The sequence below is a fragment of the Mycobacterium barrassiae genome, from assembly GCF_025822765.1.
Taxonomy (GTDB): domain Bacteria; phylum Actinomycetota; class Actinomycetes; order Mycobacteriales; family Mycobacteriaceae; genus Mycobacterium; species Mycobacterium barrassiae.
Window position 1 is genome coordinate 639,525 of the sequence record NZ_JACKUK010000023.1, and the last position, 12,831, is coordinate 652,355.

Below are 12,831 nucleotides of genomic sequence, written 5' to 3' on the forward strand. Positions count from 1 at the left end.
TGATTTGCCGGTCCATGGGCCCACTCGCCGGAGAGGAACGTCCCCCGATGACGACATCCGAGGTCAGCGATGAGGATTTCCAGGAGATCCTGGCGCAGACACGACACTTCGTCCGCACCGCCGTCGTCCCCCGCGAGCAGGAGATCCTCGCCGACGACCGGGTGCCCGACGATCTGCGCGAGCAGGCCAAGAAGATGGGGCTTTTCGGTTACGCGATCCCTCAGGAATGGGGCGGGCTCGGTCTGAATCTCGCGCAGGACGTCGAGCTCGCGATGGAGCTGGGCTATACCTCGCTGGCGCTGCGTTCGATGTTCGGCACCAACAACGGCATCGCCGGACAGGTGCTCGTCGGGTTCGGCACCGATGAGCAGAAGTCGCGGTGGCTCGAGCCGATGGCCACCGGCGACGTGGTCGCCTCCTTCGCGCTGACCGAACCGGGCGCCGGGTCCAACCCGTCGGGGTTACGCACGAAGGCCGTCCGTGACGGCTCCGAAGATGACGCAGATTGGATCATCAACGGCCAGAAGCGTTTTATCACCAACGCGCCGACGGCCAACCTCTTCGTCGTCTTCGCGCGGACCCGCCCGGCCGACGACAAGGGTGCGGGCATTGCGGTGTTCCTCGTCCCCGCCGACACCGACGGAGTGGTGGTCGGCGCCAAGGACGCCAAGATGGGCCAGGAAGGCGCCTGGACGTCCGACGTCAGCTTCGACGACGTTCGCGTACCCGCGAGCGCACTCATCGGCGGCAGCGAGGACATCGGATACCGGGCGGCGATGACCTCGCTGGCGCGGGGCCGCGTCCACATCGCGGCGCTGGCCGTCGGCACCGCACAGCGCGCGCTCGACGAGTCGGTCGCGTACGCGGCCACCGCCACGCAGGGCGGTACCCCGATCGGCAACTTCCAGCTCGTGCAGGCGATGATCGCCGACCAGCAGACCGGCGTGCTCGCCGGGCGGGCGCTGGTGCGCGACACCGCCAAGCTGTGGGTCAGTGGCGAGGACCGCCGGATCGCACCGTCGGCCGCGAAGCTGTTCTGCACCGAAATGGTCGGTCAGGTAGCCGATCTCGCGGTGCAGATCCACGGCGGCAGCGGATACATGCGGGAGGTCCCCGTCGAGCGCATCTACCGTGATGTCCGTCTGCTGCGCCTCTACGAGGGCACCAGTGAGATCCAGCGACTCATCATCGGGGGCAACCTCGTCAAAGCCGCACAAAGGGAGAGCAAATGAGCGGGCGCCTAGCCGGCAGGGTCGCATTCATCACCGGAGCAGCACGCGGGCAGGGCCGCGCGCATGCGGTCCGCATGGCCACCGAGGGCGCCGACATCATCGCCGTCGACATCGCGGGGCCACTGCCTGAATGTGTCCCCTACCCGTCGGCGACGCCGGAGGATCTCAAGGAGACGGTGCGACTGGTCGAGGCCACCGGGCAGCGCGTCCTGTCCTACGCCGTGGACACCCGCGACCACGACGGGTTGCGCAAGGCCGTCGACGACGGCGTCGCCGAGTTGGGCCGGCTCGACATCATCGTCGCCAACGCGGGCATCACCGCGCCGCACGCCTGGAACGCGATCACCCCGGACGAGTGGCGCGACGTCATCGACGTCAACCTCACCGGTACCTGGAACACGGTGATGGCCGGTGCTCAGCACATCGTCGACGGCGGCCGCGGCGGGTCGATCATCCTGATCAGCTCGGCCGCCGGAGTCAAGCTGCAGCCGTTCATGATTCACTACACGGCCAGCAAGCACGCCGTCACGGGGATGGCGCGCGCGTTCGCCGCCGAACTCGGCACGCATTCGATTCGCGTCAACAGCGTGCACCCCGGCCCCGTCGTCACCGAGATGGGGTCGCCGGAGATGGTCGAGGCGATCGCCAAGGCTGCCGAGGTCGTCGGCAACAGCGCCCTGCTGAACGTGCTGACGCCCTTCCTGCCGTCCTGGGTGGCGCAGCCCGAAGACATCGCCGACGCCGTCTGTTGGCTGGCCAGTGACGAGTCGAAAATGGTGACGGCGCAGGCGATATCGGTCGACCAGGGTTCGACGCAGTTCTGACCCTTTCGCGACCCCTCGCGAGCAGACGCAAAAGTCCCCGAACACGCGGCGTGTCGGGGACTTTTGCGTCTGCTCGCGGAAAGGGGTGACTAGCCGAGGAAGCGGACGATCGACTCCGCCACCGCGGCGGGCTTCTCCGAGCCCTCGATCTCCACGGTCAGCGTCATCGTTGCCTGCACGCCGCCGTCGAGCTTGTCCACCTTGGTGATCTCGGCGCGGGCGCGGATCTTCGCGCCCACCTTCACGGGCGTGATGAAGCGAACCTTGTTGTAGCCGTAGTTGATCGCCATCGCGACGTTGGTGACCGTGTACAGCTGATGCGTGAAATGCGGCAGCAGCGACAGCGTCAGCAGACCGTGCGCGATCGTCCCGCCGAACGGTCCACTCGCCGCCTTTTCGGGGTCGACGTGAATCCACTGATGGTCGTCGGTCGCGTCGGCGAACAGATTGACGCGCTCCTGCGTGACCTCGAGCCAGTCCGACGGTCCGAGCTGGGTGCCTTCCGCCGCGGCCAACTCGTCGAGCCCGTTGAACGTTTTCACTGCTGCTCCTTCTAGAAGACCACTGTCTGATTCTCATACCGGATGATCCGGTCCTCACAGTGCCATAACACCGCACGCGACAATACGAGGCGTTCCACATCGGCGCCGAGCCGAACCAGGTCCTGGACATCCTGCCGGTGATCCACCCGGACCACGTCCTGCTCGATGATCGGCCCCTCATCGAGGTCTTCGGTGACGTAGTGCGCGGTCGCGCCGACGAGCTTGACGCCGCGTTCCTTGGCCCGCCGGTATGGCGCGGCCCCGAGGAAGGCCGGCAGGAACGAGTGGTGGATGTTGATGATCGGGCAGCCGACCTCCGCCAGGAATCGCGGGGTCAGGATCTGCATGTACCGCGCCAGCACGACCAGGTCGACGTTGCCGCGCAACAACTCCAGTTGGCGGCGCTCGGCCTCCTCCCGGATGTCCTTCGTCGCCGGCACGTGGATGAACGGCACAGAGAACGCCCGCACCTGGTCGGCGAGATCCGGGTGGTTGGAGATCACCATCGCCACCGACATCTGAATCTCGCCACGCCGGTTGCGCCACAGCAGGTCAAGGAGGCAGTGGTCCTCCTTGGACGCCATGATCGCGACGCGCTTGGGCTTGGACGCCTCGGTGAGCCGGAAATCCATGTCGAACTTCGTCGCAACCTGTTCCGCGAACTCCCGCTCGAGCGTGTCCCGCGCCGCTGTTAGCCCGGGCAGATGAAAGATGGTGCGCTGCATGAACGTGCCGCCGGACTGCGCGGTCGCATGCTGGTCCAGGGACACGATGTTCGCCCCGGCGCTGGCCAGGAACGCGCTGACTGCCGCGACGAGCCCCGGCCGGTCCTCACAACGCAACAGCAGCCTGCCGATGTCCTGCGCCGGCAGTGAGCCCCGCCCCGCGTCCGGGTATCCCGTGGCCACCTACATCAGGGTGTCACACCAACGGCCCCGAAGTGCCCGATCGAATCGCTAGCGGCCGACGCTCGGATAACCGTCGCCCCAGGCACAACGCGCCACGGGTGACTGGCCGCGCGTCTGACGCAGACCGGCATGCACCTGCCGGATGTCGGGTCGGCACGACGACATGACGCCGGACGCCAGCGGCTCCGACGTGATCAGCTCGAGCCGGCCGAACCGACTCGCCTGCCGGCCGACGAGGCAGACCTTCACGTCCGCATCACCCGCGGGGAATCGATGAGGAGCCGTCATGTTGAGGCGCGGATTGCTGGTGGCGAACGTGACGCCGTACCGGGCGTGTACTGCCAGTTCCCCGCGGGGGGTGTCGAAGACCGCACCGACGGCGTCACCATCTTCGATCACCAGACGTTGCAGCGCGCAGTCGGGCTGTAGCTCGATGCCCCGGTCGTGTGCCTGGGCCGCTACCCAGTCGAAAACCGAACCGCTGGCGCAGTCGGCGGGCGACATCGACCCGATCTCGGCGACTTCGATCCGCTCACCGTCCGCGATGTGCTGCGTCGTCGTTCCGAAGTCGGCAAGCCGCGTGTGCAGGAATCCGTATGGCGATGCCAGGCATCGCGCCGCCCAGTCTCGAAGCCGTGCACCGACGAACGGTGCGATCGTGCGACCCACCTCGGCGGGAACATCGCGTACGACGCTGATCGGGACATCGACCGAGCGCGCATGCTGACGGACCAGGCCGACATCGGAGGACAGTGACGACAGGTAGGCGCTTGTCTCGGGGTCCACGAAATCGGCGGGGTCCCCGAGGTTCAGCCGCTCGGCGGGAACGGCGGATGCATCGGCAACTGTGCCGATACCCAGCGATGCGGTCGCGAAGACCGCGGCGCCGAGATCGACGACGGAGATCGCGGATGCCAGTCCAGCGACACCGAAGCCGGTGCACACCACGTCGACGTCGAGATCCCAGTTCACGATCAGCTACCTAATTACCGCTGGTGGACGGCATCGAGCGCCGATTGACCGAACCGAACCAGACAGTCGGAGTCACGCCGCGCCCCTTATTGGGAGGTGAGTGCTTCAAACGTGAAGCGCGCATATTGACGAAAGCCTGGGCCAATGTAATGGATTTCCCTGGAGGCTGCCAGAGGTGCGGTCGGCGGCCACGGCACCCGCATGCCCCTCACCTAACTAACTAGGTTTACTCTCTGGGTAGCGTGCTGCAGACAGGGGATCAAGCATGGACCTCACGTGGTCGCCAGCCGACGTGGCATTTCGCGACGAGGTACGCGAATTTCTGAACGAGAAGCTGACTCCGGAGCTGCGACGGGCCGGTCGCCTCATGACGAGCGTCTACGCCGATCACGAGGCCAGCATGGAATGGCAGCGGATCCTCCACGAACGAGGCTGGGCCGCGCCGGCGTGGCCCGTCGAATACGGGGGCTGCGACTGGAGCCTGACTCAGCACTACATCTTCAGCCGCGAATCGCAGCTGGCGGGCGCACCCTCGTTGTCCCCGATGGGCATCCGCATGGTGGCCCACGCGCTGGTCAAGTTCGGGACCGACGAGCAGAAGGACTTCTTCCTCCCCCGCATCCTGACCGGCGAGGTGTTCTTCTGCCAGGGCTACTCCGAACCCGAGGCCGGCTCCGACCTGGCCGCGCTGTCGATGCAGGCCGTCATCGATGAATCGGTCGGCGACCTCATCTGCACGGGAAGCAAGATCTGGACGACGCATGCCCGCGAAGCGAACTGGATGTTCGCATTGGTCCGCACGTCGAAGACGCAGAAGAAGCAGCAGGGCATCACGTTCGTGCTCATCGACATGACATCGCCGGGCATCCAGATCCGCCCGCTGGTCATGACCTCGGGCGAGGAGGTGCAGAACCAGGTCTTCTTCGATGAGGTCCGGGTGCCCAAGGCCAACGTTCTCGGCAAGATCGACGAGGGCTGGACCGTCGCCAAGTATCTGCTGGAGTTCGAACGTGGCGGCGGCGCGTCGTCGCCCGCGCTGCAGGTGATGGCCGACGAGATCGCCACCGTCGCCGCCGATCAGCCCGCCCCCGGAGGAGGCCGGCTGCTCGACGACCCCGCGTTCGCGCGCAAGCTGGCCGACGCCCGCATCCGCACCCAGGTGCTGGAGATCCTCGAATACCGCGTGCTCGCAGCCGTCGCCGAGGGCAAGAATCCCGGGGTGGCGTCGTCGATGCTCAAGGTGATCGCCACCGAGTTGAGTCAGACGCTCACCGAACTCGCGATGGAAGCCGCAGGACCGCGCGGCCGGGTGTACCAACCGCACGCAACCTGCCCCGGCGGTCCCGTGACCGAGTACGAGCCGCCACCGGACGGCTACGTCAGCGGTGAGGAGTGGCAGGCGGTGGCGCCGTTGCGTTACTTCAACGATCGCGCGGGCTCGATCTACGCGGGCAGCAACGAGATTCAGCGCAACATCCTGGCCAAAGCGGCTCTCGGACTCTGATCGGGGCATGACATGGACTTCAATCTGAGCGACGAACAGGAACTGCTCCGCGACGGGCTGGGTAAGTTCCTGTCGACCCGATACGACCTCGAGAAGAGCCGCGCCGCAGCCAAAACGGGGCCAGGTTGGCAACCCGATATTTGGCGTGGCTTCGCCAACGAGCTCGGCATCCTCGGTGCCGCGCTGCCCGAGGATGTCGGCGGGATCGGCGGCGGACCCGTCGAGATCATGGTCATCGCCGAGGCACTCGGGCATGCACTGGTGGTGGAGCCCTACGTCGATACCGTCGTCGTCGCGGGTGGCCTGCTGCACCGCGCAGGCGGCCCGATCGCGACGGCGCTGCTGGAGAAGATCGTCGAGGGCAATGCGATCTTCGCATTGGCCGCGGCCGAAGCGTCTTCGGGCGACCACTGGCAGGACGTGTCGACGACCGCAGAGCCCGAGGGCGACGGATGGACGCTGCGCGGATCGAAGATCGTCGCGACGAGCGCGCCGCTGGCGAGCCATCTGCTGGTGACCGCCCGCACCGCCAACGGAATCTCGCTCTTCCTCGTCGACCTCGACGCACCGGGACCCGGCATCGAGATGCACAACTACCGAACGGTCGACGACCGTCGCGCGGCCGACATCACCTTCGACGGGCTGCGGATACCCGGCGACGCGTTGCTGGGCGAGGAGGGGCAGGCCTGGCCGTCGATCGCGACAGCACGCGATGAGGGCGCCGCCGCCGTCTGCTCCGAAGCCGTCGGCTGCATGCGAAAGGTGTTGGCTGACACCGTCGAATACGCCAAGCAACGCCATCAGTTCGGGCAGCCGATCGGCAGCTTCCAGGCTCTGCAGCATCGGATGGTCGACATGTACATGGAGCTGGAGCAGTCCGTCGCCGCCGTGTACCTCGCCGTGCTCAACCTGGAGGCCGAGCCCACCGTGCGCGCGCAGGCGGTGTCGGCGGCCAAGGCCACGATCGGACGCGCGGCCCGTTTCATCGGCCAGCAGTCCGTGCAACTGCACGGCGGCATGGGGATGACGGAAGAACTCGCGATCGGCCACTACTTCAAGCGGCTGACCGCGGTCCAGTTCGAGTTCGGGTCGACGGACTACCACGTCAGCCGGTACGCCGAGCTGTCCAGGGACTGATCATCGCTATCAACGAACTGCAGGGAAAGTTCGACTAAACGTCTGCATTTTGTCGATTGCGATGTGATGGCACGCCCGGAAAACCCTTCGACGGCCGTGGGTGCCGACTCGTAGGGTGGCGTGGGTGAGCTCTCGCGGATGGATCCTGTTCCTCGCGATGAGCCTCATCTGGGGTATCCCCTACCTGCTGATCAAGATCGCCGTCGAGGGTGTCTCGGTTCCGGTGCTGGTCTTCACTCGGGTGGCCGTCGGCGCGGCGGTCCTTCTCCCCCTGGCCCTGTCCCGCCGCACAGTGACGATCGTGCGGAACCACTGGAAGGCGCTGGGGGGCTTCGCGTTCTTCGAGATCATCGCCGCGTGGTGGCTGCTGTCGGACGCCGAACGTCATCTGACCAGTTCGATGACCGGGTTGCTGATCGCCGCCGCGCCGATCTTCGCCGCGGTACTCGACCGCCTCACCGGCGGTGAGCGCCTCGGCGCCAAACGCATCCTCGGGCTCGCCGTCGGCATCTCCGGTGTGGCGGTTCTCGCCGGGCCGCACATCGGCGGCAGCACCTGGCCGATCGTCGAGGTGCTGCTGGTCGCGACGTGCTACGCGATCGCGCCGCTGATCGCCGCACGGCACCTGAACGACGTGCCGGCGCTGCCGATGACAGCGGTGTGCCTGGGATTTGCCGCACTGGTTTACGCGGCGCCTGCCGCGGCGACCTGGCCCGATGAAATGCCGTCCACCCGCGTGCTTTTGGCGCTCGGTGGCCTCGCCGTGATCTGCACCGCGCTGGCGTTTCTGGTGTTCTTCGCGCTCATCCGCGAGGTCGGCGCCGCGCGTGCGCTGGTGTTCACCTACGTCAACCCCGTGGTGGCGTTGGCGGCCGGGGTGATCGTGCTCAACGAGCCGTTGACGCCGTGGAACATCGTCGCGCTCGTTCTCATCCTCATCGGCTGTGTGCTCGCCACCCGCCGCCACGACGCTGCAACAACCGAAGCCGCAACCCTGCCCGCTAGCCCTGTCGCGCCTGGTCCACGTACGCAGTGATCGTGTCGGTCAGCGCGCGCAACTCGCGGCTGACATCCACCGGTCCCGGCACCGCCATCGTGGCGACCATGGCGCCCATCAAGGTGGTCCACACCAGATTGCCGACGGCGTCGGCGCGTTCGGGTTCGAGACCCTCGGCGACGTAGCGACCGAGATCGGTCAGAGTCGTGAACAGATCCAGCAGATGCCGCTGGTCGACGTCGGCCCGACTGGCCCGGGTCGCGATCAGAATCTCCAGCGCCGCAATGGATGTCGGGCTCAGGAAGGCCTCGGCGACGGTGTTGACGAGAAGCTCGGTCCTGGCGCGCCCCTCATACGCGCCCAATTTCGGTTCGACATCGCGCAGTTTCGCCAGCAGTTCGCTGAACCCGCGGTCGACGACGGCCATCAGCAGGCCGTCGCGATCACCGAAGTGGTACTGAATCACTCCCCAGGTGACGCCCGCTCGTTCGGTGATGTGCTTGGCGCTCGCGGCGCCGAACCCCTCCTCGATGACGCAGCGCACGGTCTCGTCGATGACGGTCGCCCGCGTGCGGTCCGCGCGAATCTGCTTGCCATTCGCGGGACGACGCGGCGCGATATTCGAGGTCATGGTCGAGACGAAATCCTATCCCCCACCGCGGTCTGCGAACGCAGGCAAGACGAAACGCTCCACCACGCGACGCTCGGCGTCAGCGTCGTCGACGGGCCAGTACAACATCGACATGACGACGCGAACGATCCATTGCGCCGCGTCGGTGTCGTCCTCGGTGAGCCCGTTCAGGTCGGTCGCGAAACCCGCCACGACCGGAGAGTCAGTGAGCCACGTCATCGCCTGTCCGCTGCGAAGCGAATTGACCAGCGACTGGCGCAGCGGATGGGTCCGGATCTCCTTGAGCGCCACGGTGATCGCCCTCCCGATCCGGTCGGCACCGGAGAGTCCGTCGACAGCGTCGCGCACCGTTTCCACGATGCGCGCCGCGGCGCGCATCAACACGGCGTCGCGGATCTCGGCCTTACCGCCGGCATGCCGGTAGATCGTCGCGCGGGAGCAGTGCACTCGCGCGGCGAGTGCGTCGACATCGAAGGCGTCCATCCCGTGGCGCGCGATCAGATCCATGGCCGCGTCGTAGATGCGTTCCGTCGCCGCGGCGCGTCGGTCGCCGCCGATCAGCCAGTCGCTGCGAGACATGCCGTCGATCTTCTCACCCTGAGACAGAAATACCCAGGATTCTCACCATTCGCACTGGCAGGAGGCGCGCCGTGAGACGCGCTCATCGATCGCCTCCGACCTGCGATTTTCAACTTCACTCGCGTCTGTTGACGCGGTGTGTGGCGCCCGTCCAGCCTGGACCCATGACCGTGCAGGACAGGGAACTGGGAATCGCGTTGTTCGACGACGAGTTCATCCAGGACCCATACCCGCTCTACAGCCGGATGCATGCCAACGGCCCGGTGCACCCGATCGCCGATTCGGGGTTCTATGCCGTCTCCGGCTGGGATGCCGTCAACGATGTCATCGCCCGACCACAAGACTTCTCCTCGAACCTGACCGCCACGATGACGTACGAAGACGGCAGGGTCGGAGCCTTCGTGATGGGCGAGCTCGGTGGCGAGACGCAAGCGCTGGCGACCGCGGACGACCCCGACCACGCCGTTCATCGAAAACTCCTGCTGCCACAGCTGGCCGCTCGGAAGATCAACGCGCTGGAGACCTACATCGCCGAGACCGAGGTGCGGCTCTGGGACGTAGGCGTTCACGACGGTCGCATCGAATGGATGTCGGCGATGGCGAACCGACTGCCGATGATGATCGTCACCCGCTTGATCGGGGTACCGGATGTGGACGCCGACCAACTGATGCGATGGGGCTACGCGGGCACCCAGATGGTGGAGGGACTGGTCAGCAGGGACGAGCTCGCCGCCGCCGGTGCAGCCGTCATGGAACTCGCCGTCTACATCAACGAGCACTTCCAGCGCGCCGCCGCGGATCCCCCGGACAACCTGCTCGGTGATCTCGCAACCGCCCGTGCCGCAGGCGAATTGACCGACCTCACGGCGCTGGGCATGATGGCGACGCTGTTCAGCGCGGGCGGCGAGTCCACCGCGTCCCTCATCGGATCCGCTGCACATGTGATGACCCGGTTTCCCGAGATCCAACAAGACCTCCGCAACGACCCTGACGCGCTCGGCGCCTTCCTCGAAGAGGTGCTGCGCTTCGAGCCGCCGTTCCGCGGGCACTATCGGCACGTGGTTCGCGACACGACGCTGTGCGGCACCGAATTGCCGGCGGACTCGCGCCTGGTGCTGTTGTGGGGCGCCGCCAACCGTGATCCCGCGCATTTCGACGATCCCAACGAGTTCCGGCTCGACCGTCCCGGCGGCAAGGGACATATCTCGTTCGGTAAGGGCGCGCACTTCTGCGTCGGCGCCGCACTGGCCCGCCTGGAAGCCCGGATCGTCTTGCAGCGCCTACTCGATCGCACGAGGTGGATCGACGCCGTGGACATCGGCCGCTGGCTACCGAGCCTGTTGGTGCGACGACTCGAGCGCCTCGAGCTGTCGCTTACAACTTGAAGCGGCCGGCGAAGCCACGCAGCGGCACATCGGCGCTCGTCAATAGTCCCGGAGGGGCCTCGACCACCGACGAAATCGCGCTGAGGGCAGGCATACCGGTCACCGTCATACCGATCGAGGCGAAATTGGCCGGATCCGACAGGTCGACGCCGGGCTTCGGGAAGATCATGTGCTTGTTGTACACACACGGATCGCCCTTGATCTGAGTGATGTAGCAGCCCTTGATATCCCAACTCGGATCCGTGTGCGGGGTCATTTGCCATTCCAGGTGCGTCTCGACCCGGGGCACCCCGTCGACGATGCCCTGGTACTTGAGGTAGTTGCCGCCGAGCGAACCCTTCGGCAACACGTACCAGCCGAGATCGACGTCCTTGGTGCACGCCCCGAGTTCGTAGCTGAACTTGACCTCGTCGAGTTTGAGGTCGAAGCAGTCGGCCATCATGAGCACACTGTCGGCGAAGACGCGGGTGTATTTCTCCAGCTTGGCCGGAATGCTCGGGTCGTCGACGGGAAGGCCGTAGCCGACCTCGATCCAGGTGTCCTTGGAATGGTGACACGACACGTCGACGGATTCGATGGTGGTGACGTTCTCGATCTCGGCGACGTCTGCCGAACACACGACACCCAGGATCTGGTTCAGTCCGGGGTTCATCCCGGTGCCGTAGAACGTCGATCCGCCCTTCTCGCACGCCTCGGCGAGGAGTTGGGTGACCGGCTTGCCCGACGGATGCGGATGGTTGGTGTCGCGGTGCCAGCCGGTGATCCAGTCGGCGGTGGTGACGATGTTGATGCCGGCCTCCAGGACTTTCACGTAGAGGTCCTCGTCCGGGAAGACGCCGTGGAAGGTCAGCACGTCGGGCTTGGCGGCGATGATCTCCTCGATCGAACCGGTGGCCGTCACCCCGTTGGGCGCCAACCCGGCCAACTCGCCGGCGTCGCGGCCGACCTTCTCCGGTGAGTAGCAGTGCACTCCGATCAGTTCGAGGTCAGGGCGGTCGGCGATCCGCTTGATCATCTCGCTGCCGACGTTGCCTGTAGCGACCTGGAACACGCGTATCGGCTTGCGCTGTGCGCTCATTCGGTTCGACCTTTCTGTGCTGCGTAGACCTCGGCGGCGCTGCCACCGATACCGTCGGGATAGAACTGCTTGGCCCAGTTGCGAATCGCGGTGAAACCCTGCTGCTCCGAACCGGCCAGCGCCGGCGGGTCGGAATAGCGTTGGTGCTGCCAGATCTCGATGTCCTGGGCGAACTGCCGGATGACCTCCTGCCCGAATTCGCGGGCCTTCATCTCGGCGCGCTCCGGATTGCGCGTCGGCGTACGGCCGATGTACACCATGAAGCGGACATCGGACGTGCTGTCGTCGACGGGTGTGACGGCGGAGATCGTCCTGTTGTCCACCATCCCAAAGCTTTTCGTGACCGCGATCCCGAGGCCGCCGTTGATCGCCTCGACCCTGCTGTCGATGTCGTCGATGCTCTGCTGGTCGTCGCCTTCGAACGTGATCGTGAAGTCGACGTAGGACACCGCGTCGTCGAAGTCGTGCCGGGTGAAGACGGGCACGATCGGGGTCTGGTGAACGAACTTGAAATGCGCGAAGTCGACGCCGTTTTCGAGGACGTACTGCGGATGCATCTCCAGCGCTTCGCGGTACAACCGCTGCTGCGGGTAGTAGTTCTCGGCGCTGCTGCCGTCGTTGAAGCTCGCGAACACGTCGGGTGCGTCGAAGAACGGTTCGCGCCGCTGCACGTCGTGCCAGATGTAGATCGCCTCGTTGCGCTCCACGGTCGGATAGGTGCGGATGCGGCGCCCGCGGTTGGGCCGGTCCTCATACGGGATGCACACGTTGCGACCCTCGTGATTCCACTGCCACCCGTGGAAGGGGCACTGGATGACCTCACCCTCGACGTGACCGCCGTACCCGAGGTGCGCGCCGAGATGTTCGCAATAGGCATCCATGACGGTGAGGTGCCCGGACTCGGCCCGCCAGGCGATCATCTCGGTGCCGAAGTACTTCATTCGATGCACATCACCGGTCTTGATCTCGTCAGACCACGCGACCTGGAACCAGCCGGTCGGCTTCATCGACAGGGGCGGCTTCGCCATGCGGAAATCATAAA

The 12,831-nt window shown here is 66.0% G+C and carries 13 protein-coding genes; 6 read left to right on the forward strand and 7 right to left on the reverse strand.

Going from position 1 to position 12,831, the window contains the following annotated elements:
- The first annotated feature begins 47 nt into the window (after nucleotides 1-47).
- The gene (locus tag H7J93_RS13440) at nucleotides 48-1,232 is read left to right on the forward strand and encodes an acyl-CoA dehydrogenase family protein (RefSeq protein ID WP_267306759.1); all 1,185 of its coding nucleotides are present in this window, start codon (nucleotides 48-50) and stop codon (nucleotides 1,230-1,232) included.
- Nucleotides 1,229-2,056 (forward strand): mycofactocin-coupled SDR family oxidoreductase, encoded by an 828-nt coding sequence (locus tag H7J93_RS13445; protein ID WP_267306760.1) that lies wholly within the window; start codon nucleotides 1,229-1,231, stop codon nucleotides 2,054-2,056. Before H7J93_RS13440 ends, H7J93_RS13445 begins: the two co-directional genes overlap by 4 nt.
- Nucleotides 2,057-2,145: 89 nt before the next feature.
- On the opposite strand, the gene H7J93_RS13450 is transcribed toward H7J93_RS13445, so the two are convergent.
- Genes H7J93_RS13450 through H7J93_RS29260 form a run of 3 tightly spaced genes read right to left on the reverse strand, consistent with a single transcriptional unit; the run spans nucleotide 2,146 to nucleotide 4,478 of the window.
- Nucleotides 2,146-2,598: a MaoC family dehydratase gene (locus tag H7J93_RS13450; protein WP_267306761.1), complete on the reverse strand. Its 453-nt coding sequence runs from the start codon at nucleotides 2,596-2,598 to the stop codon at nucleotides 2,146-2,148.
- An 11-nt stretch (nucleotides 2,599-2,609) separates the two neighbouring features.
- On the reverse strand, nucleotides 2,610-3,506 hold the full coding sequence (purU, locus tag H7J93_RS13455) for a formyltetrahydrofolate deformylase (RefSeq protein ID WP_267306762.1): 897 nt from the start codon (nucleotides 3,504-3,506) through the stop codon (nucleotides 2,610-2,612).
- 48 nt (nucleotides 3,507-3,554) lie between these two features.
- On the reverse strand, nucleotides 3,555-4,478 hold the full coding sequence (locus H7J93_RS29260; RefSeq protein WP_267306763.1) for an FAD-binding protein: 924 nt from the start codon (nucleotides 4,476-4,478) through the stop codon (nucleotides 3,555-3,557).
- A gap of 265 nt (nucleotides 4,479-4,743) precedes the next feature.
- Between H7J93_RS29260 and H7J93_RS13465 the strand changes: the two genes are divergently transcribed.
- The 3 genes from H7J93_RS13465 to H7J93_RS13475 all read left to right on the forward strand — a co-directional run bounded on the left by H7J93_RS13465 (nucleotide 4,744) and on the right by H7J93_RS13475 (nucleotide 8,155).
- On the forward strand, nucleotides 4,744-5,982 hold the full coding sequence (locus H7J93_RS13465; RefSeq protein WP_267306764.1) for an acyl-CoA dehydrogenase family protein: 1,239 nt from the start codon (nucleotides 4,744-4,746) through the stop codon (nucleotides 5,980-5,982).
- A gap of 12 nt (nucleotides 5,983-5,994) precedes the next feature.
- Nucleotides 5,995-7,119, forward strand: coding sequence for an acyl-CoA dehydrogenase family protein (locus H7J93_RS13470; RefSeq protein ID WP_267306765.1), 1,125 nt, complete (start codon nucleotides 5,995-5,997; stop codon nucleotides 7,117-7,119).
- A 124-nt stretch (nucleotides 7,120-7,243) separates the two neighbouring features.
- Entirely contained in the window at nucleotides 7,244-8,155 is a 912-nt protein-coding gene (locus tag H7J93_RS13475) for a DMT family transporter (RefSeq protein WP_267306766.1), read from the forward strand.
- Here H7J93_RS13475 and H7J93_RS13480 read toward each other — a convergent pair.
- The gene (locus H7J93_RS13480; RefSeq protein WP_267306767.1) at nucleotides 8,121-8,747 is read right to left on the reverse strand and encodes a TetR/AcrR family transcriptional regulator; all 627 of its coding nucleotides are present in this window, start codon (nucleotides 8,745-8,747) and stop codon (nucleotides 8,121-8,123) included. The two genes, H7J93_RS13475 and H7J93_RS13480, sit on opposite strands and share 35 nt — an antisense overlap.
- A 15-nt stretch (nucleotides 8,748-8,762) precedes the next feature.
- Complete coding sequence (locus H7J93_RS13485) at nucleotides 8,763-9,326, reverse strand: TetR/AcrR family transcriptional regulator (protein ID WP_267306768.1); 564 nt, start codon at nucleotides 9,324-9,326, stop codon at nucleotides 8,763-8,765.
- Between the two features lie 164 nt (nucleotides 9,327-9,490).
- Here H7J93_RS13485 and H7J93_RS13490 point away from each other — a divergent pair, with 164 nt between their 5' ends.
- On the forward strand, nucleotides 9,491-10,711 hold the full coding sequence (locus H7J93_RS13490) for a cytochrome P450 (RefSeq protein ID WP_267306769.1): 1,221 nt from the start codon (nucleotides 9,491-9,493) through the stop codon (nucleotides 10,709-10,711).
- Here H7J93_RS13490 and H7J93_RS13495 read toward each other — a convergent pair.
- Together H7J93_RS13495 and H7J93_RS13500 are read right to left on the reverse strand one after the other, a co-directional pair.
- Nucleotides 10,701-11,789 (reverse strand): NAD(P)H-dependent amine dehydrogenase family protein, encoded by a 1,089-nt coding sequence (locus tag H7J93_RS13495; protein WP_267306770.1) that lies wholly within the window; start codon nucleotides 11,787-11,789, stop codon nucleotides 10,701-10,703. The genes H7J93_RS13490 and H7J93_RS13495 overlap by 11 nt on opposite strands.
- Nucleotides 11,786-12,817, reverse strand: a complete 1,032-nt coding sequence (locus H7J93_RS13500; RefSeq protein ID WP_267306771.1) for an aromatic ring-hydroxylating dioxygenase subunit alpha — start codon at nucleotides 12,815-12,817, stop codon at nucleotides 11,786-11,788. The genes H7J93_RS13495 and H7J93_RS13500 overlap by 4 nt, the downstream gene beginning before the upstream one ends.
- Between the last annotated feature and the right edge of the window lie 14 nt (nucleotides 12,818-12,831).